Source organism: Vibrio sp. J2-4 (genome assembly GCF_021728155.1).
GTDB lineage: Bacteria > Pseudomonadota > Gammaproteobacteria > Enterobacterales > Vibrionaceae > Vibrio > Vibrio diabolicus.
The window spans coordinates 326,385-348,886 of record NZ_JAKKCN010000005.1 but is presented as its reverse complement, the minus strand read 5'-3'; the positions used below and the strand labels follow the sequence as shown (position 1 = coordinate 348,886).

Annotated in this window: 23 protein-coding genes; 8 read left to right on the top strand and 15 right to left on the bottom strand. The window is 44.0% G+C overall.

Translation table 11 applies throughout. The annotated features are described in order from the left end of the window. Positions 1 to 17 precede the first annotated feature (17 nt). The 3 genes from L3V32_RS18910 to L3V32_RS18900 are packed head-to-tail and all read left to right on the top strand — an operon-like array spanning position 18 to position 1,226. Positions 18 to 473: a nitrate reductase cytochrome c-type subunit gene (locus L3V32_RS18910; protein ID WP_031780699.1), complete on the top strand. Its 456-nt coding sequence runs from the start codon at positions 18 to 20 to the stop codon at positions 471 to 473. A gap of 28 nt (positions 474 to 501) precedes the next feature. After that, entirely contained in the window at positions 502 to 1,080 is a 579-nt protein-coding gene (locus tag L3V32_RS18905; RefSeq protein WP_005398274.1) for a NapC/NirT family cytochrome c, read from the top strand. 11 nt (positions 1,081 to 1,091) lie between these two features. Further along, a complete protein-coding gene (locus L3V32_RS18900; protein ID WP_005373546.1) occupies positions 1,092 to 1,226 on the top strand; it encodes a TIGR02808 family protein in 135 nt (44 codons plus the stop codon). A 203-nt stretch (positions 1,227 to 1,429) separates the two neighbouring features. Here L3V32_RS18900 and phaC read toward each other — a convergent pair whose 3' ends face one another. The 4 genes from phaC to L3V32_RS18880 all read right to left on the bottom strand — a co-directional run bounded on the left by phaC (position 1,430) and on the right by L3V32_RS18880 (position 5,639). Then, positions 1,430 to 3,205: a class I poly(R)-hydroxyalkanoic acid synthase gene (gene phaC / locus L3V32_RS18895; protein WP_237284907.1), complete on the bottom strand. Its 1,776-nt coding sequence runs from the start codon at positions 3,203 to 3,205 to the stop codon at positions 1,430 to 1,432. A gap of 80 nt (positions 3,206 to 3,285) precedes the next feature. Continuing rightward, the gene (locus L3V32_RS18890) at positions 3,286 to 3,633 is read right to left on the bottom strand and encodes a phasin family protein (RefSeq protein WP_005398278.1); all 348 of its coding nucleotides are present in this window, start codon (positions 3,631 to 3,633) and stop codon (positions 3,286 to 3,288) included. Between the two features lie 44 nt (positions 3,634 to 3,677). Further along, positions 3,678 to 4,886 (bottom strand): acetyl-CoA C-acetyltransferase, encoded by a 1,209-nt coding sequence (locus L3V32_RS18885; protein ID WP_237284959.1) that lies wholly within the window; start codon positions 4,884 to 4,886, stop codon positions 3,678 to 3,680. 12 nt (positions 4,887 to 4,898) lie between these two features. Further along, entirely contained in the window at positions 4,899 to 5,639 is a 741-nt protein-coding gene (locus L3V32_RS18880; RefSeq protein ID WP_005398281.1) for an SDR family oxidoreductase, read from the bottom strand. Positions 5,640 to 6,644: 1,005 nt separating this feature from the next. Here L3V32_RS18880 and L3V32_RS18875 point away from each other — a divergent pair. Together L3V32_RS18875 and L3V32_RS18870 are read left to right on the top strand one after the other, a co-directional pair. Next, positions 6,645 to 7,265 carry a LysE family translocator gene (locus L3V32_RS18875; protein ID WP_046875887.1) on the top strand — a complete coding sequence of 207 codons (621 nt, stop codon included), beginning with the start codon at positions 6,645 to 6,647 and terminating at the stop codon, positions 7,263 to 7,265. Between the two features lie 16 nt (positions 7,266 to 7,281). After that, complete coding sequence (locus tag L3V32_RS18870) at positions 7,282 to 7,548, top strand: hypothetical protein (protein ID WP_237284958.1); 267 nt, start codon at positions 7,282 to 7,284, stop codon at positions 7,546 to 7,548. A 62-nt stretch (positions 7,549 to 7,610) separates the two neighbouring features. Here the strand turns inward: L3V32_RS18870 and secF are convergent, their stop codons facing one another. The 4 genes from secF to L3V32_RS18850 all read right to left on the bottom strand — a co-directional run bounded on the left by secF (position 7,611) and on the right by L3V32_RS18850 (position 11,791). After that, the gene (secF, locus tag L3V32_RS18865) at positions 7,611 to 8,513 is read right to left on the bottom strand and encodes a protein translocase subunit SecF (protein WP_005397711.1); all 903 of its coding nucleotides are present in this window, start codon (positions 8,511 to 8,513) and stop codon (positions 7,611 to 7,613) included. A gap of 2 nt (positions 8,514 to 8,515) precedes the next feature. Then, positions 8,516 to 10,354, bottom strand: coding sequence for a protein translocase subunit SecD (secD, locus tag L3V32_RS18860; protein WP_167427333.1), 1,839 nt, complete (start codon positions 10,352 to 10,354; stop codon positions 8,516 to 8,518). A 163-nt stretch (positions 10,355 to 10,517) separates the two neighbouring features. After that, positions 10,518 to 10,997: a hypothetical protein gene (locus L3V32_RS18855; protein WP_104973502.1), complete on the bottom strand. Its 480-nt coding sequence runs from the start codon at positions 10,995 to 10,997 to the stop codon at positions 10,518 to 10,520. A 125-nt stretch (positions 10,998 to 11,122) separates the two neighbouring features. Further along, positions 11,123 to 11,791, bottom strand: coding sequence for an SH3 domain-containing protein (locus L3V32_RS18850; protein WP_237284906.1), 669 nt, complete (start codon positions 11,789 to 11,791; stop codon positions 11,123 to 11,125). 103 nt (positions 11,792 to 11,894) lie between these two features. On the opposite strand from L3V32_RS18850, the gene L3V32_RS18845 reads away from it, so the two are divergent. Continuing rightward, positions 11,895 to 12,443 (top strand): ATPase, encoded by a 549-nt coding sequence (locus L3V32_RS18845; protein ID WP_203343517.1) that lies wholly within the window; start codon positions 11,895 to 11,897, stop codon positions 12,441 to 12,443. 526 nt (positions 12,444 to 12,969) lie between these two features. On the opposite strand, the gene L3V32_RS18840 is transcribed toward L3V32_RS18845, so the two are convergent. Next, complete coding sequence (locus L3V32_RS18840) at positions 12,970 to 13,593, bottom strand: class I SAM-dependent methyltransferase (protein WP_005397716.1); 624 nt, start codon at positions 13,591 to 13,593, stop codon at positions 12,970 to 12,972. Positions 13,594 to 13,598: 5 nt separating this feature from the next. Then, positions 13,599 to 14,054 (bottom strand): Lrp/AsnC family transcriptional regulator, encoded by a 456-nt coding sequence (locus L3V32_RS18835; protein WP_031780652.1) that lies wholly within the window; start codon positions 14,052 to 14,054, stop codon positions 13,599 to 13,601. Between the two features lie 148 nt (positions 14,055 to 14,202). On the opposite strand from L3V32_RS18835, the gene L3V32_RS18830 reads away from it, so the two are divergent. Together L3V32_RS18830 and L3V32_RS18825 are read left to right on the top strand one after the other, a co-directional pair. Next, on the top strand, positions 14,203 to 15,129 hold the full coding sequence (locus L3V32_RS18830) for a DMT family transporter (protein ID WP_005397718.1): 927 nt from the start codon (positions 14,203 to 14,205) through the stop codon (positions 15,127 to 15,129). Between the two features lie 94 nt (positions 15,130 to 15,223). Continuing rightward, a complete protein-coding gene (locus L3V32_RS18825; protein ID WP_237284905.1) occupies positions 15,224 to 15,886 on the top strand; it encodes a flagellar brake protein in 663 nt (220 codons plus the stop codon). Positions 15,887 to 15,888: 2 nt separating this feature from the next. Here the strand turns inward: L3V32_RS18825 and L3V32_RS18820 are convergent, their stop codons facing one another. The 5 genes from L3V32_RS18820 to L3V32_RS18800 all read right to left on the bottom strand — a co-directional run bounded on the left by L3V32_RS18820 (position 15,889) and on the right by L3V32_RS18800 (position 22,462). Further along, a complete protein-coding gene (locus L3V32_RS18820) occupies positions 15,889 to 16,926 on the bottom strand; it encodes a DUF2955 domain-containing protein (protein ID WP_237284904.1) in 1,038 nt (345 codons plus the stop codon). A 12-nt stretch (positions 16,927 to 16,938) separates the two neighbouring features. Then, a complete protein-coding gene (locus L3V32_RS18815) occupies positions 16,939 to 17,997 on the bottom strand; it encodes an HlyD family secretion protein (RefSeq protein ID WP_053807920.1) in 1,059 nt (352 codons plus the stop codon). Between the two features lie 35 nt (positions 17,998 to 18,032). After that, positions 18,033 to 18,488, bottom strand: coding sequence for a MarR family transcriptional regulator (locus L3V32_RS18810; RefSeq protein ID WP_237284903.1), 456 nt, complete (start codon positions 18,486 to 18,488; stop codon positions 18,033 to 18,035). Positions 18,489 to 18,788: 300 nt separating this feature from the next. Next, positions 18,789 to 21,365 carry a quorum-sensing autoinducer 2 sensor kinase/phosphatase LuxQ gene (gene luxQ, locus L3V32_RS18805; protein WP_167427332.1) on the bottom strand — a complete coding sequence of 859 codons (2,577 nt, stop codon included), beginning with the start codon at positions 21,363 to 21,365 and terminating at the stop codon, positions 18,789 to 18,791. Then, a complete protein-coding gene (locus tag L3V32_RS18800) occupies positions 21,365 to 22,462 on the bottom strand; it encodes an autoinducer 2-binding periplasmic protein LuxP (protein WP_005397733.1) in 1,098 nt (365 codons plus the stop codon). The genes luxQ and L3V32_RS18800 overlap by 1 nt, the downstream gene beginning before the upstream one ends. Positions 22,463 to 22,502 lie beyond the last annotated feature (40 nt).

Sequence of the window (22,502 nt, the reverse complement as noted above, 5' to 3'; positions counted from 1 at the left end):
AAGGCGGAGATGAAATGATGAAAAAATTACTTGTCGCACTTTTATCTGTAGGTGCTTTAGTGACAGGCATTGCGCAAGCTGAGTTAGATAATCCAGGTGGTATTGGCGGTCTAGAGTCTCTACGTGGGATGTCTCAATTGGAAGACACACGCCCAGCAGATGAGTTCAAAGACTTCCCTAAAGATCAGATTGTTGAAGATAGCTTTGTTTATCAACCACCGTTGATCCCACACAGCATCCGTCACTACGAAGTGTCGTTAAATGCTAATAAGTGTCTTGCGTGCCACAGCTGGAAAAATGCAAAAGAGTCAGGCGCGACTAAAATTAGCGTAACGCACTATGTAAACCGAGAAGATGCTGTATTGGCGGATATGTCTCCTCGTCGTTACTTCTGTTTGCAATGCCACGTGCCGCAAACTAATGCTAAGCCACTAGTTGAAAACAAGTTCGAGGCAGTTGATTCGCTTCAGTAATTGAAACGCGAGTACGAAGAGGTTATTTATGAAAATACTTAAAGCGTTTTGGAAAAGACTGAAGAACCCAAGTAAAGCTGCCGCTGGTGTGGTTTTGTTCTTAGGTTTTGCTGGCGGTCTTTTGTTTTGGGGCGCATTCAACACAGGTATGGAGGCAACCAACACAGAAGAGTTCTGTTCTGGCTGTCACGCACCAATCGTTGCTGAAATTCAAGAAACAATTCACTACTCTAACCGTTCTGGTGTTCGTGCCATCTGCTCAGACTGTCACGTTCCTCATGAATGGACAGATAAGATCGTTCGTAAAGTACAAGCATCCAAAGAGCTATTCGCTCACTATGTTCTGCGTACTATCGATACACCAGAGAAGTTCCAAGAGCGTCGAGGACACCTTGCTGAGCGAGAGTGGGCACGAATGAAAAAGAATGACTCTCTTGAGTGTCGTAACTGTCACGAGTTTGATTATATGGATTACTCTCAACAAGGCTCACGAGCAGCGGAACAGCACTCTACTGCGCTAGCTTCTGGAGAGAAAACCTGCGTTGATTGTCACAAAGGCATCGCGCACAAACTACCGGACATGAGCGGCGTTGAAGGCTGGCACTAAGGAGACTTCCCATGAGTACTTTAGAATCTGTAATTTGGCATATCCTTGGCTATAGCGCCATGCCTGTGATTATTCTTTCCGGCTTTGTGGCAGTAGCAGCAATCTCTCTCTGGCTGCTGTCATTTGGTAAGGATAAAGAGGTGTAACGTAACGCACCTCTACCCGTCAACTTGCCTATTTGTTGACACTAAGCGCTGAGTATCTACTCGGCGCTTTTTTATTCACCGTCACTTTCGGCCCAAAATGTCCTCAACCGATACATATACTCAATCGGTATAATAAGGTAGTCAGTAACGACCAAAAAAAGCGACCATAAAGGTCGCTAAAATTTACTGCTATAGGGAGTTGTTTAAGATTCTTTTACTGGCAGAACCTGCTTGACGTATTGCCCTGGAGCTTCATCGATTGCTGGGTGGTCTTCCGAGCCAATAGGGAATGGTTCGACTTGCTCTTTAGGATTGAATTGAAGTAGCCATTCATTCCAATGTGTCCACCACGACCCCTCTTTGTGCTCGGCATTATTCAACCACTCGTCAGCCGAATCATCCAAAGTATCGTTCAACCAATAACCATACTTATTTTTCGCTGGAGGGTTCACAATACCCGCAATATGACCCGACTCACCGAGAACAAACGTTTTGTTGCCACCAGTGTTCAGGGCACCACGATAAGTTCCCTGCCATAACGCAATATGGTCTTCTTTCGTTGATACAAAATAGCTAGGAATTTTGATCTTATTTAGGTCAATCCATACCCCACCAATTTTGACGCCTTTGTCTTGCACCAGCTTGTTCTCTAAATAGAGCTCACGAAGCAAGAAGTTATGGGAGGCAGCACTCACGTTGGTGCTGTCACTGTTCCAGTACAACAAGTCAAAATCGACTGGGCTGTTACCCTTTAAGTAGTTGTCTACATAGTAGTTCCAGTACAAGCTATTTTCGCGCAGTAAGCTGAATGTGACGCTTAATGAACGACCGTCCATATACCCTTTTGCGTTGTTTTGCGCCTCAATTGCACTCACAATGGTGTCATTGATGTACGCGCCAACTTCGCCTGGCTGAGAAAAGTCGAGCAATGTGGTGAAGAAAGTCGCAGATTTAATACGCTTCTTCATACGTTTTGCCGCATAGTACGCAACCGTGCTCGCCAGAACCGTACCACCGATACAGTAACCAGCCGCGTTGATTTGCTCTTGGCCCGTTATATCTTCAATTGCGGCGACGGCTTTGACGACGCCTTCTGTCACATAGTCACCAAACTCTACATGCGCTTGTGCCTTGCCTGGGTTGCGCCAAGACATCATAAATACGCTATGTCCCTGCTCTAGCAACCATCGAACCATTGAGCTCTTCGCTGTTAAGTCAAGGATGTAGTATTTATTAATGAAAGGCGGAACGATGAGCAGTGGCGTCGCATTCACTTTCTCTGTTAGAGGTCGATATTGAATCAACTCAAACAATTCGTTTTGAAAAACCACATCGCCCGGAGTGGTCGCAACGTCATCACCCACGCGGAACGCATTGTTGTTCGTCATACGAATTTTCAAAATGTCCGCACTGGACTCAACGTCTTCTTTTAACTGCTCTAAGCCAGCCAGAAGGTTTTGACCGTTTTGCTCAAGTGTCAGTTTCAAGAGTTCTGGATTCGTCGCGATGAAATTCGAAGGGGAAAGTGCATTGATGGCTTGACGAGAAAAGAAAAGTATTCGCTCTTTAGATTTTTCATCCAAACCTTCGAGTGACTCAATTGTATCTAAATAAGTCTTACTGAATAACAGGTAGGATTGCTTAATGAAGCTATACATCACCTCATTTTGCCACGCTTCATTAGAAAAACGCTTGTCCCCTTTTTCTGCTTCGATGACCTGTTTTTGATTACCCGCCAACGCGACATTCTGCCAAATTTGTAGCTGCTGTTCCCACCATTCTGCTTGCAGTTTTAAGATCGCAGCAGGTTGATTTACAGCTTGTTCGAAGAGTTTGGCAGTGTCTTCCAAGTTCACTTCTTGCATGGCCTTATTTAAAGGAGAGTTCACGACTGCCTTGTTCACTTCGAAATCATGCCACCACTGTTGATTGGTTTGTTGAAGCTGTACAAGATAGTCCGAAAAGAAGTGCTGAAACATAGTCTTACTCCTATATTCGGAAAAAACAACGCCGCCCAAATTAGGGTCTAGAGACCCTAAGGCGGCGAGAATCGGACAAATTACGCTGGAGTAACAGTCTTTAGATTTTCCGAAGTCATTTTCTCAACGTCTTCTTTGAACTCTTTTGCAATAGCTTGAAGCTTGTTGCTGTCGTCCATCATTTGTTGAGAAAGCTTAGTAAGAACGCTTAGTTGCTGGCTGTTGAAAGCAGTCAATGACGTTACGTCTTTGATTTCTGATGCCGCTTTCATTTGGTTCAGACCCACTTCGCTGTAAGTACGAATTGCGTTCAGTTGAAGCTCAGTCAACACTTCTACGTTTTTTGTCACTAGCTTGTTGAACTTCAAGTAAGGTTCTAGATTTTTTTCAGTTTGATCGCTAAAGGTTTTGAAGAAATCTGTGTACATGGTTTATCTCCTAGAGAAAGAATTAAAAATGTCCGTTTAAATAATTACTTAACTGCTTTTATAACCACAGCCGTCCCCATGCCGCCGCCCACACAAAGTGATGCGACACCATATTGACCATTTTGCTTATGAAGCTCGTGAACAAGCGTCACTAAGATTCGGTTGCCCGATGCACCAAGTGGGTGACCTAGCGCGATAGCACCACCATTAAAGTTCGCTTTATCTTGAATCGCGTTAACGGGAACTTGGTTGGTTTCCGCCAACTGATGAATCACGCCAAGTGCTTGCGCAGCAAATGCTTCGTTTAACTCGTAAACGTCAATGTCGTTTACCGTTAATTCCGCTTTTGCTAATGCTTTATTGACTGACTCCACTGGACCTAGACCCATAATTTTCGGATCAAGCCCCGATTGCGCATAGCTTACGATCTCAGCAATAGGCGTGAGTCCATGTGCTTTAACTGCGCTCTCAGACGCGACGATAATTGCACTCGCACCATCGTTAATACCTGATGCATTCCCCGCAGTCACAGTGCCTTCACGGTCAAAAGCAGGGCGCAGCTTGCTTAACGCTTCCATAGTCGCATTAGCCTTTGGGTATTCGTCGGTATCGAATAGCACCGTTTCACGGCGTTGCTTTACTTCTACAGGCACAATTTCGTCTTTGAATTTGCCCGCTTCGATTGCCGCCACCGCTTTCTGTTGGCTAGACAGCGCATACTCGTCTTGCTGTTGACGGGTTAGGCCGATTTCTTTTGCAACGTTTTCTGCCGTCACACCCATGTGATATTGGTTATAAACGTCGGTTAAACCGTCTGCTACGAGCAGGTCTTTCAGCTCTAGGTTGCCCATTTTGTTGCCATCACGAATACTACTTGGCGCGGCAAACGGAATCTGAGACATGACCTCAACACCTGCTGCAACAACAATCTCTGTATCGCCACTACGGATATGTGAAACCGCATCCATGACGGTTTTCATGCCACTGCCGCACACCATGTTTACGCCATACGCAGGAACCGCGTCCGGAATCCCAGCGAACAATGCCGCCTGACGACCGACTCCCATGCCTTGACCTGCGCCGACAACGTTGCCAACAATGACTTCGTCAATCTTGTCGCCATTCAACTTCGCCGCTTCCAATGCGCCCTTAATCGCTACTGCTGCCAAATTGCCAGCAGAGGTATTTTTAAGACTGCCACCAAAGGCGCCAATTGGAGTGCGCTTCGCCGCTACGATAAACACTTTTTCCATCATCTTCTCTCCTTAGTGCATGTATAGGCCGCCATTCACCGACAAAGTCTCACCGGTGATATAGGCCCCTGCATCGCTGACCAAGAAGCTCACTGATGCTGCAATTTCTTCTGGTGTAGCAAGGCGTTTCATTGGGATTTGATTCGTGATGGATTCCAATACTTCTGGCTTCATTTGCTCAACCATTGGTGTACCAGTGTAACCTGGCGCAATAACATTTACTGTCACACCCGAGCGAGCACCTTCATACGCCAAGGCTTTAGAGAAACCTATCATCCCAGCTTTCGCCGCCGAGTAGTTTGCTTGACCAAACTGCCCTTTTAGGCCATTGACTGAAGAGATGTTAATGACACGACCACCGCCTTTTTCGCACATCGCAGCGAATAGAGGTTGCGTAACGTTGAATAGACTATTGAGGTTGGTATTAATGACGTCATTCCAAGCTTGCGCAGTCATCTTTTTAAACACGCCATCACGTGTGATACCTGCGTTGTTGATAACGACATCAATGGTCCCTTCTTCCTCAAGCAATTGCGCTAACTTTGCTGCACACTCTGCAGTGTTTGTTACGTCCAACTCAAAAAGGCGAACCTGATCTTTGGTAAACCCTTTACTGTTGAACCACTCCAACGCACATTCATAGTTGCCTGTGAAATACGTAGCGATTACACGGTAACCATCATTCACTAATTGAGAGGAAATAGCAGAACCAATTCCGCCTTTTGATCCGGTGATCAAAGCGACTTTCTTCATCGAAGACTCCATTCTTAACGGCATTTAAAAAAGCAAACTAAATACACTGATGAAATAAATCACCAACTGACGTGTTTATTTATTCTTTTGGCTATCAATCCTGTGATGCCTTTTATTTTAAGTTAAACCAGAAATATTACATTTCAAATAAAAAACTAATCCATTTGCATAAGATTGATTTAGATCTCATTAAACATGAAATGTTATAAAATGGTTAACTATTTATAAGTCATTGTTTTAAATAAAATAAAGTTAAACACAAGCTTATCAGAACATAAATTTAATCATTATTTATCAATAATTTACATACCGAACAGTGGACGTTACATCATCTCATGATTTCAGATACTACTCTCATGCTCAGAGTTGTTCTCTATAAATACGATTAGAATAATAATTCAAATATCAATATAAGCAATTGTCAGTAATATCATTTAATTACTAACTTAAATGGTATTACTGATAGTATAACCTTAATTTTATATTTATAGTTTTACTTATGAAAACTGGTATATTTAGAATGTAAAAAATAGAAGAAAACGTCTCATTTTGGTGCAGTTCGCACTATTATGACGCAGCAATTAAAAAATAATTTCAGTTTTATTTTAAATATCCAAATAACATCAATTAATTAGCATTTAACGTATCGAATCACTTTTTATCTATTGAAGTACCGGTACGGTGCAATATTCGATAGTGCCATCTCCTAAAGCAATCATCTAGATTCTTTAACCCAGTAAATTGATGTTATACCCAAATGACGTCAAGATGCAGAAATCGTGTCAGTGACATGCTCCGCAGGGCGAGTTTCCTTATCCCACAGCCTTTGTTAACGATTTTTGATTTAGAACCACTAGATCTTCAAATCGTTGCCGTGCCTGTGAGCCAAGTCATTCTCGCTGAACCTAGCACCTTGAGGTTATTTGGGGATATTTGGGGATAGTATCCTTTATTAATTTGCACTATCTTTGTGGCTTCTATCAAATCACTTAGTTATCAACAAACATGAATCTTGCATTGCTCAGTATGTTCATCCCTACCTTCTTTTTTGTCTCAATTACACCAGGAATGTGCATGACGCTCGCCTTAACGCTAGGAATGAGTATCGGTTATCGCCGCACATTATGGATGATGATTGGTGAACTCGTCGGTGTCGCGCTGGTTTCAGTCTCGGCAGTACTAGGGATCGCCGCGATCATGCTCAACTATCCTTGGATGTTTATCGCACTAAAGTTTATTGGTGGCGGCTACTTACTCTATCTTGGTGTAGAAATGTGGCGATCTCGAGGTAAGTTAGCAATAAATGTCGATAATTTAGAAAAACCCAAAAGTGGCAATGTCGCGCTCATCATGCAAGGCTTCGTTACCGCTATCGCAAACCCAAAAGGCTGGGCATTTATGATTTCTCTGCTGCCGCCTTTTATCGATCAAAATGCGGCTCTTGCTCCACAGCTGATCGTGCTTGTCTCCATCATCCTTCTTTTTGAGTTCATTTGTATGTCTCTGTATGCCACGGGTGGTAAAGGACTGAAACGCGTGTTGGGTCAATCAAAGAATGTGCGCCTGATGAACCGTATCGCGGGCACTTTAATGATGGGGGTTGGTGTTTGGCTATTACTGAGCTAAAGCAACGCTGGAAATGATGAAAAATATCCTAAGAAAAATTACGCGAAACATAAGTGAAGTATTAGATTTTCAGGCCCGGGTTTGGGTCGTAAACGTTTATGCTGGAGAACACAAAGGCGAATCTTACGTTATAAACGAAGACAGCTTTTCCGAGCCATTGCAATGGATGAAAAAGAAAGGTTATCACACATCCATGCTGCGCCTGGTTGAATCGATGAAGCGCTCTCAAATCATTGAGTTCGATTTAGGTCACGTCAAACACCGCCTGATGCGTGTGAAATAGCACAAAGTAAAACGCCACTCAAACTGAGTGGCGCAAGCACTTTTAACCTTCAGCACCTCGCCTTACGGCGCGGTATCAATCTCGACAGGTAAGTAGTGCTTCGGTTCTAGTTTGAACAGTTCAGGTAATACGGTACCAATGGAAATGGAAGACCATGTACCTGATAGCACACCAATAAACATCGCGGTTGAGAAACCCGCTAGCGGTGCTCCCCCCATAATCCATAGTGCACCAACAGTAATCAGTGTTGTGCCTGATGTCACCATCGTTCTAGAGAACGTCGCGATGACAGCCTGGTCATTGATGTCTTCCATTTTCCAACTTTGTTTCGCGATCAGTAGCTCACGAATTCGATCTGAAATGATGATCGAATCATTCAATGAGTAGCCTAAAATTGCCAATACGGCAGCAAAAACCGTTAAGTTGAATTCCATTTGGGTAACGGCAAAGAAGCCGAGGACGACAATTACGTCATGAGCCAGAGCAAATACAGAGCCACTCGCTAAGCGCCATTCAAAACGGAAACACAAGTAACCAAGGATGCTCAGCACACAAATCAATAGTGCTAAACCGCCTTGATCAAACAAATCCTGACCAACTTGAGCACCAACAATACTGTTGCTGACGACATCAACTTGATGTGAAACTGGCTTTAATACCTCTTCCACACTCGGCAGAGTTTGTCCTTCTTCTGGGGCGGAGTAGCGAATAAGCCAACGACCATCTTCACCTGTGCGGGTGACAGAGGTTGATTCACCAAGTTTTGGTTGCAGTGCATCAAGCAGATCGTGGTTGGTTAACGACTTATCGACTTTCACTTCTGTCACCATACCACCAGTGAAATCCAAGCCAAGATTCAACCCTTTAAAGCCCAGAGCACCAAGCGCGATCACCGTCAAAACGATAGAAACTAGCGTAGTGAAGTGGCGAATTTTACGAATATTTTGTTTTAGCATTTCGACCATGATTAAACCCTCACATCACGACGGGCATCTCGGCCCCAAATTAAATTGATCATTGCTCGAGAGGCAAATACGCCTGTAAACATACTGGTTAACAAACCTAATCCGAGTGTTAAAGCAAAGCCTTGGATTGGACCGTTACCGATGGCGTATAAAATCACGGCGGTGATCATGGTAGTAATGTTGGCATCAAGGATGGTCGAGAACGCGCTATCAAAGCCCAGATCAATCGCTTGAGCGAAACTGCGGCCTTCACGCATTTTGTCCTTAATACGTTCGAAGATAATAACGTTGGTGTCCACTGCCATACCAACGGTTAACACCAACCCTGCAATACCTGGAAGCGTTAGCACCGCACCTGGTAACAAGGCAATTAAGCCAAGCAAACAAAGCATGTTGGCACAAAGCGCCACGTTCGCCACCCAACCTAAGCGGCGGTACCAAAGGGCCATAAAGGTCAGTGTTAAACCCATACCCAAAGCAAGTGCCGCAAAGCCATTTTCAATGTTTTCAGCTCCCAAAGAAGCACCAATAGTGCGCTCTTCTACGATAGTAACCGGGGCTGTTAGCGACCCCGCACGAAGTAATAGCGCTAACTGCTGCGCTTCGTCCATGCTGCCAGCGCCGGTAATACGGAATTGGCTACCAAGTTGAGATTGAATAGTCGCAACGCTGATAACGCGCTCGCTGCGCTCCGTTACGCCACGATCGTTTGTCTTGTATTCGCGGTAAACCGTCGCCATTGGCTTGCCAATATGCGTTGCAGAGAAATCACTCATCTTTTTACCGCCCGCGTGGTCAAGCGAGATGTTAACTTCTGACATACCCATATTGTCGACGCCTGCACGAGCGTTAACAATGTGCTCACCCGTTAGGACTGGTCGTTTCTCCAGAACAACAGTTCGGCCATCGTTATCTTTCAGCACAAGATCTTGGCCGCTTCGCGCTTGGCCTGCATCTTTCACTTCATAGAATGCCAAACTCGCAGTGGCACCAATAACGTTTTTCGCTTGTGCTGGGTCTTGTACACCTGGTAGCTCAATACGAATGCTGTCTTTACCCTGACGCTGAACTAATGCTTCCGTAATGCCTAGCTCTTCAATACGACCACGCATAATCTTCAAGTTTTGTTGCAATGTCGTTGATTGGAACTCTTGAATATTCTGCTCACTTGGCTCAAGAACAAAACCGCGAGACGAGCTTTTCACCACCCAACCTGGATAGTTTTGACGCAAGAATTTGTTTACTTCAGCTAGGGCGGTATCAGTCTCACTGTTTACCGCAATGCGGTTACCACTTTCTGCGCGAATTTGTACACCACGCACGCGCTGATCTCGCAGGCTTGCTTTGATCTCATCGATCAAAGCATTACGTTGCTCCTCAAATGCTTTATTTACGTCGACATTCAAGAGGAACTGTACCCCACCGCGAAGGTCAAGACCGAGTTTGATTGGGCTAAAACCCATCTCATTCAGCCACTCTGGAGCAACAGACACATATGAGAAGGTAATGCTGTCTTCTTTATTTAGCTCATTGTTTAGTAACGCACGAGCTTTGCTTTGCGCATTTTCATCATCGAATACAATGGTCGTTTTGCCATCTTTTTCGATGATTTTGTCTGCTGAGATATGATTGGTTTTCAGTAGTTGATTCAACTGAACAACCGACATTTCACTGCTGTTTTGGTTTGAAAACGTTAGCTGGATCGATGGTTGCTCACCGAACCAAGTCGGAATCGCGCTTAACGTTAAGATAATGACCGTCGTGATTAATACGACATATTTCCAAGCTGAATAGTGATTCATCAGCTTTCTGTTCTTTTGCTGCTTTGGTGTTTTTTTCATGTAAACATCATCCCTTCACTACGAAGTGAAGCTTTTAATAACAAGGCTTAACACACGACAGATGCCCCCAGAATAAATTCAGGGTATGAAATGCTCAGGACGGTTACGCCCTGTTGAATACAATCGTCGTGTTAAGAGTGCACAATGGGCAAATAGATGGTGTTTAGGCAGAAAACTGACTATTGAGTGCGACGTACATTGCGTTGGTCTCTTTCCAACCAGAAATGCGATGATCGCTTGTGAAATGATAAAAAGTGTACTGGTTTTGACGCCAATTGATATCCATCAGGCTGTAGGCATAACCTGCGTCAACATAGAAAGGCGTGTTTAGGTCACCAACAACGTCAACATGCTCATCATCGAGGCCTTCACGTAAGTGAGAAACCCAACGTTGAGTGTTAAATAGAGCTAGCGTATCGAGTCTTGCATGACTTTCAGAAATCGGAGACTGCGTCGTTTCTTCTGAGACTTCAGAAAAATCGATTGAGGTATTTGCAAAAGCAATACTCGCAACAAATGGTTGCAGCTTAGAAAAGTAAGGTAAATGAGCTTTCTGATCGATTTGCGCAGCAAAAACATGCGCTGGTAGCAATACCATCGCAAGCAGCATAAAAAGCAATTTTTTCAAGCAAATCTGAGACATAAGAACTCACTAAAAACAAAACGAGTCGAGTTTTTTCACTCGACTCGATGATAGTATTCCTATTAATTATGGTTCACAACTAAAAAGTTATAAATCTCTAGAGGCTTTAAACTAAAGGCGCTCTGTTAACGGTAAAAGATATCGCCTTTATCGACATCTAAATAGATTTTGTTCTCTTGCTCCAAACCACCACAATAAATGAAGTACACATTGCGCTTGTCATAAGTAACCGAACGAACCCAGCCACCGAGCTCTTCAAAATCACTCGGATCACAGGTTTCATCGTCTAACAATTGCTGGGTTTTCTTGCGGAAGATGTCCAAGTGGACTTTTAAATCATCCGACTTCTGCAAATATCCATCCAGTATTTCTAAACGCTCTTGTTCTTTAATAACTGGCTCTGCATCAGATAATCCTTCGGCATTCAACCACTCAGCTTTTTCTTCACCGCCCTCTTCATAAACAAGGTAACCAGAGATTCGATACCAACCATCCACTTTTTCTAACACCGATACTTTTTCTCCCTTATAGAGCGTATCGACAACCAAAGCATTAACATTTGGCTTATTGTAAACATTGATTCGACGCTCAATGACATAGTATTCGGTCACTTCAGGGGGGGCGGTTTCTAAATCCAGAATCGGTTTGGATATTTCTTCTTCCACTGGCGCTTGCTCCACTTGCGCAGCTTTTAGCGCTTCAGGTTCATCTTTTTGCATAAAGAAGAAATAGTATCCAGCACCCGCCCCACCGAGCAACAGTATGACAATCAATGCGATGAGAATTTTCTTCATGTACTTTTCCTTTTCATTCTTTGTTCTTATCTCACCGGCAACACGCATGTCGCGGAAATTTGGGTATATACTCAAAAGGGTCGGTCAACTAACGCGAGCAATAATGATCAACAAACTCAATTGGATACTGTTGCTTCTTCTGTTCCCCATTATGGGGCACGCCAATATTCAATGTAACCCATCGTCGTGGAATGACAATCTTACCCAATTCAATCGTTTAGAGTCCAATTACAATAAGCATGTTGAGGTATTCAATGCACTTTTAGCCGAACATAAGCAGCGCCAGTTATTGTCCCAAACCTTTTCCCTACATGAACTCGTGTTACTTTGGCGCGCCCGCTCGAACCAAAATGCGTTCAAAACTCAATTAAAAGCCTCCATTCAATATAAAGAAGAACTCACGACTAAAGCTAATGAGTTGATTAAATTGAGCACACAATCTCAATGGTCAGCAAATGGATGGAAGAAACTTGCCCAAAAGTGCCGTGAGTCAAACGAAACAGCCAATCAAATCACTGCGGAGTGGTATAACACCAACGCTTTGCAACTTGCCGAGGATTACAAACGCCTTTCTTCACAGTACCAAGCACTAGCGCAACTCTATGATAAAGAAGCGAGATCGCTTCAATACGCTCAAGATGTTTCTAGGTAAAAATCGAGCCCGTTTTGAAAAGACGATGTCGGGTTTTCACTCCAATATTGGACGTTATTCGTGCTTTAATTCCCTCTTTTAGTGATCCCAACATTATATGTAAAAAATGGGACTGTTCCCTTTTACAAACTTGACTAAACCATGACCAAGAGAGGCAACTTATAGAGACATACGTCACAATAATGCTTTACTTATGGCCAATTTTTGGTTAATTTACCCATTAATAAAATTTAATAAAAAGTCACATTTGGCTGGAGATGATGCTACAACCATGGTTATCAATCGATTAAGTAACAGGGACTGTCCTAATGCTACCAAAGCCAAGTTTTTGTCAGTAGTTAGGCACGTAAAAGAGTTTGGTTCAATCAGCGATTTGGACCTTTGTAAAATCTTCGGAGAAACAATTTGGAGTGATGGGAGGGAATACCATTCAGCTGCGTTCTCATTCAAGGTTGATAGATACACAGGTAACTGTGAAATCTCACAATACAAGCACCAATAAGGCTTAAGAATTTATAAGGCGGAGTCAGGAAACTGATTCCGCTTTTTTGATCATCGCGATCGTAAAGTCGTGATCGGAATAACCCTCGATCAATTGTGCGTCTGGACATAGCCATCGGCAATAGCGTAACACCCCAACTTTATTATGCGATGCGAGCATTCTCATGCTCGGCAGCTTTTCTTCATCCAATAAGTTAAACACGCACCCTTTCTCTGCGGCCCGGTACATTTTCTCGATCATCTCAATGGTATGATTTGGATTCGCGGATTGATAATTCAATGATCCAGAAGCAAAGACATAATCACTACGGGGCAATACCAACGTTGAAAAGTCACCGCATACGAACTCACTTTGAGTACGAAAGTCCCGCTTTCTGGCCTCAGAGATAAACTGTTTTTGCTGATCAATGCCAATATAACTTTGGGGGCGCAGATTGTTGAACTCAATAAACGCTAATAAGTCTCCGTAGCCACACCCAATATCTAAAAGACTTGAACCGTCTAACGTTAACCCACGGCACAAGGCTTCAAATCGACTGATTTGGCTGTACTTATCCCTCCATCCCAGCGTTCGCGCTCTGTCTGTACCGAACTGTCGGTATCGCTTTCGGTGATAGTGAGCAATCTTAAGTCTATCGAGAAATTTCATCTTTCTTATGCATAAATCGGCAAGCTTCCATTTCCTTTCACTTGTCTAATCGCCAAGTGCGTATGGATATCTTTTACGTTTTCTAATCGTTGTAGCTTTCTAGTGAATGTTTCATAACCAGCGAGATCTTTGCTGACCACTTCTAACAAATAATCATAAGCCCCTGATACAACATGGCACGAGATCACTTCGTCCATTTCAACAACAGCATGTTCAAATTCATCAATCGAAGAAGCTTGGTGGTTGTTCAAACTGACTTCAACAAATACGGTCATCGCAATACCCACCGTGTCTCTGGACACAATGGCTCGATAACCGCTAATTACGCCCTCCTGCTCTAAACGCTTAATGCGTCTTGCACAAGGTGATGCCGACAATCCTACTTTGTCAGCGAGCTCTGCCGTAGTCAGGGTCGCATCCTTCTGCATCAAGTTGATCAGTTGCCTGTCAATTTTGTCCATTTGCCCTTCCATGCCAATAATCACTAACAATTAACATTTATACGCGCTTTATCACCAACATCAAGCTTAATTACGTCAAACTTTGCCTCCCTTTGGCACGAGTTTTATTCAACAATTAACACATCATTTACAAATGGACATGCCGACAATGATATTGGGATACGCAGCTATATTAACGACCTTACTGCTTTGGTCTGGTTTCTTTATTTCTTTAAAAGGGGGCGCAATTTCTAGTTTGCAGCCAGCCGATATCGCGTTAGTTCGCTTTCTAATCCCAAGTTTAATTTTATTACCATTTGTGATTAAGCATAAGCAGGCGCTTCGCGTCGTGCCTAAACGCTACCTAACTGGTGTTGTGGTAGGGAGTGGCCTGCCCTACTTGCTGGTCGTCGGCACAGCTATGCACTTCGCTCCCGTGGCGCACGGCAGTGCATTAGTACCTGGTACTTTGCCATTATTTGTTTCTGCTATCGCGGTGTTGTGCTATCAACAGTCGCTGAGTGCTCACCGCTTAATCGGGCTTTCTACGGTGCTGTTAGGGATTTTCGTATTTCTTCTTTCTAATAGCGGTGCAGAGTACAACTGGTCTCAATTACAAGGCCACATCCTGTTTCTAACCGGTAGCATTATGTGGGCTGTTTTCACCATCAGTGCTCGTGTTGCTAACCTTAATGCGCATGTCTGTGCTGGATTCGTTGCAATCGCGTCTTTGGCACTGCTCATCATTGCGGTTGGCTTCGGATGGGTAGATAGTTACCTAGCGATAACGCCGATCAGTCAGTGGCCGTGGGAAGAATTATTTGGCCACGCGATGTTGCAAGGTGTCGGCGCAGGCTTAATCGCCTCTTTTACCTTTATCTATGCAATCCGAATTATTGGCGCCGAAGCCAGTGCTGCTTTTGGGTCATTAACTCCAGTCGTCGCGACACTTCTTGCCGTTCCAATCTTTGGTGAACAACCAGATTCACTTACTTGGTTAGCGCTGATGCTGGTAACCTGCGGCAGTATTGTGGCAAGCCAAATCTTTATGAAAGATGGAATGAGCCAAACTTATCGCCCACCACTTCACAGATAGCGATAATTTTACAAAAACTTTTGTCCTACTATCTTGAATAACAAAATGGCGTTTTGATAGCCTCGATTTAACCAATAATTAAAACGCCAATGTAATGCCTGCCACTCATACTAAAGATGAACTGCATAGATTCCTCAAACCGGGAATGAAACTTTCGACTAATTTCGAGTTTGGGCCTAAGGACCAGTATACGTATTCCACCACCTATCTTGGGATGAAAGAGAACGCGTATTTGATTCTTGATATACCGATGCGTTTGCTTGAAGAGCAAGTGATGAGAAAACTCCCAAACGCCGATGTCATCGTGCGTGGTGTATCAGATACGGAGTTAGGCCATGTCATTGCATTTAAATCCAGTGTTCTAACAACTGCGGTTCGTCCTTCGCCCCTTTTATTTATTCGAATTCCAGGAACATTTGCAACCAAACCAGTCCGGGAACACGAACGATATAAGCTGCAAATGGATTGTAAGATTGTTCATGCGGGGAATGTTTACGACGGTAGCCTTATCGACTTCTCACTGGCAGGTATTGGTATCTCAACCTTTATAGAGCCTGAATTCAACGTTGGTGAAAGTGTCACTATCGACTCTTCTCTAAGTCACTATATCGGAGAAGAAAATCGGTGTGTCATTGCCAACATTAAGAAGTTGGTGAAAGGCTGGATAATAGGAATTAAGTTTGAAAGCCCAATAGCGATGAGTCACGAGCTAAAAACAGAGTTACTGGAGCAGTCCTTTCTAACCAGTAACGTCTGAACTTACTGCTGGCTAAAGCGCGTCGCCTCAAAGCTGTTGAGCACTCTGTGCACCGCATAGGTCACGAGCAGAGTGACAACAATAGCAAACAAAATACTACTCACGCGATACAGCGCGCTGAACATTAAATCGCCATCCGGAGTAAGGTATTGGCCAAATAAAATACCTAATGTAGTTAATCCGCCAAACCCAGCTCCTGACCCACTAGACTCTTTTACATGCATATAGCTGAACATCATCGCGCCAATCCACAGCAATGGGACGATAAACAGCAAGGTATCCGACCAATCGTATAGTACGAGCTGCCCAACGATACCAAAGGTTACCCCCATCAAGGTCCCCATTGCTCTTTTGCGCGCATACCCTAAAGCACCGTTCCAATGCATAGGAAACAATAAAAGCAAGGTTGTCGCCTGAGCGGACATAGAATCACTGAGGTCAAATAGCTGGAATACCAAGAAAGACATTGTAGCGATACTCGCCCCCATAAGGGCTTCATGCCGCATGCGGTGACTCTGTTTAGGCTGAGATGGTTTTGCCGGTGGCTGACGAGGCTCTGCATCAGGGATCAAAAATGTCACGACGTAGGCCACGATCACTGAAATAACATTCGCTTGTAGGTTGCTGAATACCAGATCATTTAAGTCGGTTGTTGGATAACTTGCAAAATGCAGCATGATGCTCAAGCTCAGCACGCTATTTGCCCCAAACAGGAATAAGCTCCCTTTTGACATACAGGCGAACTTATACAAAAACAACCCGAAGGCGATGATCGTCATCATGCCAGGATGTCCACCAAATAGCCCACCAAGAATACCGACCTCTAATCCGCATACGACCGCTGAAAAAATCAGCTGTCGTGCGGCATGCAGGCTCATGACTGGTACCATTCCAAGTAACAACATCGGTGTTACGGTAAAAAATACGCCATAATTCCAGCCAAAGACCTTACATAAGGTGAAGCCAATGGTCGCGCCAGTTGCAATGCGCAAACACTGACGGAAGTCGTTTTCCGACATGGGATGATCCCATAACTTCATATCGCCTCCCCGTTAATAAATGTAATGAAGAAGACTCAAAAATCGGATCTGACATCTCGCTAACCAGCCAGATAACGAGTTTTCTGGCAACAGTTGCACAGTCGCACGTGCCCCGGCCGGAAATGCGCGCTGTTGAGGTTCATCGATAGCTAAATGTAAACGTAAACGCTGCGCGTCTCTCACCCAACGGTTTGAGTCTGTCGGTGTCGCTAAACGGCCATCCGCATCAAACTGGCCCGAGCTTACCCCCGCATCCACACTCGTAATACGAGCTTCAAATACGTCACCTGGCAAGCTATCAAAGGCCACTAACGCCCGACTGTTCTGATTGAAGTGTCGCAGACTCTTTTCACGAAAGTCGGCAATAATATCCACGTCATCCGAGACTAAAGCCACAAGAGGCGTACCAGCTGCCGCATAGGCACCCGTTTCCAGCTGCAAGTTAGCGACAACGCCATCATGTTCAGCAATTACTTGAGTGTAAGACAGATTAAGTTCCGCTTGTTTTAGCTGGTTTTGTGCCACGCGGATATTTACATTCGTTGCACCTAAATCGCCTCGGTTTACTTCCAACTCTTTTAAACGAGCGCGCGCGGCCAGTAAGTTTGCTCTGGCTGCCGTTGCACTACTTTGTGCGTCGTCACGCTGTTGTTGCGAGGTGCCATTGCGATGAAACAATGTATCAAGACGTTTGGCTTCGCGAACTTTTTGCTCGGCGACAATTTTGCTTGCTTCAACGTCCGCTTTTGCCGCTGCAATAGAGGCATCAAGCTGTTCATTATTTTGAATCACACGCTCAAGGTTAAGTTGAGCCTTTTCTACGGCGAGCTGATAAGGCTGTGGATCAATCTGGAATAGTAGATCGCCTTGGCTTATTTCTTGGTTGTTGGCAACATAAAGATGCGTAATCTGTCCACTCACACGGGGAGCTACTTTAGTTACCACTCGCGTTGCCATTGCCTGGGGCGTCAGTGGCATGGCGAGATCTGCGACTAGAAAATAGGCAAAGACAAGGACAAACGCGACGCAAGAATACTTGATCCAACGTGCGAATTTTTGATCTGGAGTCATAGGCGTTTACTTCTCTTTTAATTCGGGTTTCTGACTTATTCGCTAAGTGAATCAAGTGCATTGTGAGCAATCTGATCGAGGATCAATGAAAGCTTTTGAAGCTCTTGGTCATTGATTTCTGTCAGTAGCTTGCTCCGTACTTGAAGAATTCGAGTCTCCATTTGCTTGAGTAGGGTTTTACCTTCTTCTGTAAGGCTAACAATGCGTGCTCGCTTGTCATGCTCACTGCAATAGCGAGTGATCAGAGATTGCTCTTCTAATAGCTTTAATGTGCGCATCAGCGATGCCAACTCAATCTCAAGCGCTTCAGCCAAATGCTTCTGACTAACGTTGTCGCCCATTCGATAAAGTTTCCATAACGCAGTCCAACGCGGGTACGTCAGGTTTAAAGGCTCCAACTCGCGATCTGCAACCATTTTCCACAAACGGGCAACACGAGATAACTTTTCAGCCAGAGAAAGGTCGCGCAAACTGTTGATGTCTTGAATCATAAGATCTACTCAATTACTTAGCTTGCTAAGTAATATAAGATAGTTAGCACGCTAAGTAAATAAGTTTTTGTGATTTAAATCACATAGAATATGCCATTGGGGAACAAGTTTGCGTAACGCAACGTAGTACTAGGGTTGAATAGTAGTGATATACGACACTAAAGGTGATATCAGCACTCCTGGCTTATCAACAAGTGAAGCATTGAGATACAAAAAAGCACAACCCTAAGTTATGGCGTTGTGCTTTTCGGTTTAGTGAGCGATTGAATTATCAATTAAGGCTCATAGCGAATGAGTTCATCACGTTCGTTCAATTAAGAATCGCTGCTTGAAGTCAACAAAGGCTTCATGCAGCGCATTTTCTTTAATCGGTTTGAGCAATACGTAATTCGCGCCCGCCTCCATAAACGCATCACTGGTTTCTTTCGCCGTATCGGCAGTACAAGCATAAATTGGCGTGCCTAACTTCAGCTTCTGTCGGATCTCTTTGGTTGTTTCAATTCCTCCAAGATGCGGCAGTTGGTTGTCCATCAAAATCAAATCGTAAGTATGATCTTTTAAGAACTCCATCGCTTCCAATCCATCTTTTGCCCAATCAACCTGCATTTTGTACTTGTTACAAAATGCTTTAAGAATGAAGGCATTAGTATGGTTATCTTCTACCAACAGTACTTTTAGACTCTCTGCGAATAACTCCCCAGGCTTAACTCGCAAGCTTGAATCAAGAGGGGTGAGCACTCGCTCACGATCTTTCACTGGCATTGTAACAACAAAGGTCGTGCCTAAACCTTTTTGACTACGTACTTGAACGTCACCTTCCAGCATATCGACGAGGCTTTTCACAATGGTCAGTCCCAAGCCACTGCCACCGTATTCTCGAGTGGTCGTTGCTTCCTCTTGAACGAAAGGTTCGAACATTTGGTCGAGCTTATCGGGCTCTATGCCGATGCCCGTATCCGTAATTTCCACTACCAACACACTATTTTCGGCGCCGTAGAACTGCTCCAGTTCAGCATGCAAGCGTACGCTGCCCGAGGGGGTAAACTTGACTGAGTTACTGACTAAGTTGAATAAAATTTGGTTCAGACGAACTTGGTCAGTAAAGATTTCAACATTGGGATCAATCTTGTTTTCAATGACGAGGTTAACGCCTTTATTTTCGCAAATTGGACGATAAATGTTTTCTAACGTTCGAATCGTGTCAGTGAACGAAAACGGGTGCTTTTGAATATTAAACTTACCCTGCTCAATCTTCGAAAAATCCAAAATATCATTCAAAACAGCAAGTAAGTGCTCACCACTATGTCGGAGTACATCAATTTGGTTATTCTGCTCTTCCGTTTCGACCGAGTCTTTCAATAATTGAGCAACTCCCAGAATGCCATTGATTGGCGTTCGGATTTCATGGCTCATTTTAGCCAGAAAATCGGCACGTGCTTGGGCGGATTTTTCTGCCTCTTTACGTGCCAAGTTACTTTGTTTTTCCGCTTCAATAAGCGTCGTAATATCCTGACCTTGAACAATGATACCGCTGATATCACCGTCAACTCGAATCGGCGATAAGTTCCAGCGATATACCTTGTCTCCAATTGGTACATTGACGCCAGTTAACGTGGCTCCTTGAGCTGCCATTCGCAGGTGCGGCATCAACTTTTCTTTGAAGCCTTTAAATACTGGGTGCATGGTTTCAATGTCGTTTTCCATGACCAATTCTTTGCGGGCTGCCGGATTGATTTGGATGAGTACTCCAGACTCTGACCACACCATAATCGGCGATAACGCAAAGTTAAACAGATCGCGGAATGAACGCTTTTGCGCTTCCAGCTCTTCAAAGGTGTTTTCTAGTGTCGAACCAATATGATCGAACTCCTCGATATCCGATCCGCCAAATCGTTCGAACCCTTTTTCTTCACGAGCCGAACGAGTGTATGCCATCAACGAGCCAAGCTCTTCGACGACTCGATTCTCAATCCACTCTTTGGTCATCAACGCAATCATCACCATCCCGATAACTGAAGCCAACATCGCCAAAAGGTGCTGGATTTGCAGCGTCACAACACTCTGATTGTCTTGCACGGTTAGCAAACACAAATCCGTCGTGGCAGCATTGACTTCGATAGGGGTTTTAATGATCAACAACTGGTCAAGCTTTTGCTGAGACTCTCGCCGCTTCAGAACATCAAATATCTTGTACGCTTCATCTCCGACTAGGGAGCTGGCTAGTGGCGTATCGTTGGCCACCAAAACAACATTATCAACGTTCCCTTCGTTTTTTAGTCTTTCCATCAACCCGAAGTTGTTATCTAGAACAACAACATTGTAAGAATACCCCATCACTTCACCGGTTTTAGGTTGTAAAACCGGTACACGACGCAGTAACAGATGGCGAGTTCCCATTGGGGTATGTGAAGGGAGGTAATACCAATTGTTGCTAAAAGTCACTTGGCTCGCGAGATCATTGAGAATCAAGTTATTGATGCCATAGAAATGCGCATTCCCATCGTCCCAAATAATGCCTTGATGATCGGTGAGAAAGCGAAATTCTGGCGTATGGGAAGGATCACTCTGGTCAATACTCATGAAAAAGTAATTGAGAGCTTCTTCATCCCGTTCTGTATAAAAATCTAAAACAACATCACTCTTCGAGTTACTGTTGTGATGAATCTGAATCGCAGCAAAATGGCTATCAAAAATATTAAGAATCAGCGCTGACGTCTGTTGCTTAGTTCTATCCACTTCTTGCCAAATAATTTGCTTCGAGAAGTAATAACTCTGAACGAAGATGCCTAAAATGATCGGAGCAAGTACGAGAATGATTATTTTCGTAATAAGCGTCGACAATGAGCGACGCTTTCTTGTTTTTGATGTAGTTGTCATCAATTGTCTGAGTATCTAAATGCGCGTTTTCTTAATGCTTCAATTCTTTCTGGAGAATCAGATTTCGTGACGACTTCAAAATCACCAGAATAAACGGTTGGAACGGGTTTCCCTTCAAGATCCCACTTAATCGCTTCTGCCATTGCAATGCCAGTATCATCGTTCATACGCATAACAGTAACGTCTAACTCCCCTTTCGAAAGCGCTTCTAATTCTGCAGAGCCGCCACCCCAGCCGTTGATCATGACATCTTCACGCCCTAATTCTTTCAGCGCATCAACAGCCCCTAGCGCCACATCTGTAGAACACGCATAAATAAAATCGACGTCAGGGTATTTTTCCAAACTCGCTTTTGCTGCTTCATACCCAGACTGCTTTGTCGCTTTGGTATAGTAAGCAGATTGTAGTTCAAAGTTGTTATCACGGTTGACTTGATTGATAAAGGTATTGCCTCTGATATCGCTGATATACCCTTCTGAAAAGTAGAGCACACTATAATGGCTCTGTTTTGGAAAACGCTTACCAAACTCCACGGCAAGCTCACGGCTGCCTTCAGCATGATCAAAACCAACATAAAGGAACGGTTGGTGATCCTCCCAATCTCTTACCGGTGTAGTGATATTTTGTAAGATCAACTTGGTTTTCTTTGAGTCTAAGACGTGTTCAACAAACTTACGATGCCTAGTGGTATCGAGAGTGAAAATCAGATAATCGGAGTTGCTCTTCAGCGCTTCCATTAAAGACAAACTTTGTTGCTTAATATCTGCGTTGGGACGGGTAAATACTTGATTAAGTTGATAGTCGATATCGAGTTTATCTAAACGCTGTTCAAATGCGTCTATATTTCGAATCCAATAATCCGAAATCTGTTGGCCTGGATAAACCACAGAAATTTTTAAAGGACGTTTTTTGTCTCTTTCAACCGGAACAGGAGTCTCTCGCACGGCGTCAGCCAACGCATTCGTTAACTGCTTCTGTTCTGGAAACTGGTCTAAAAATTCTTGATATGCCCAATACCCATTGAGGACTTGAGTGGCTTGCGCTATCGGCGCGACAGTGGCCATTGACATCAGGGAGAATACTAACGCTTTTTTCATCTACTGCTCTTTTAGCTTTTTATGAGCCTAATTCAGCTCT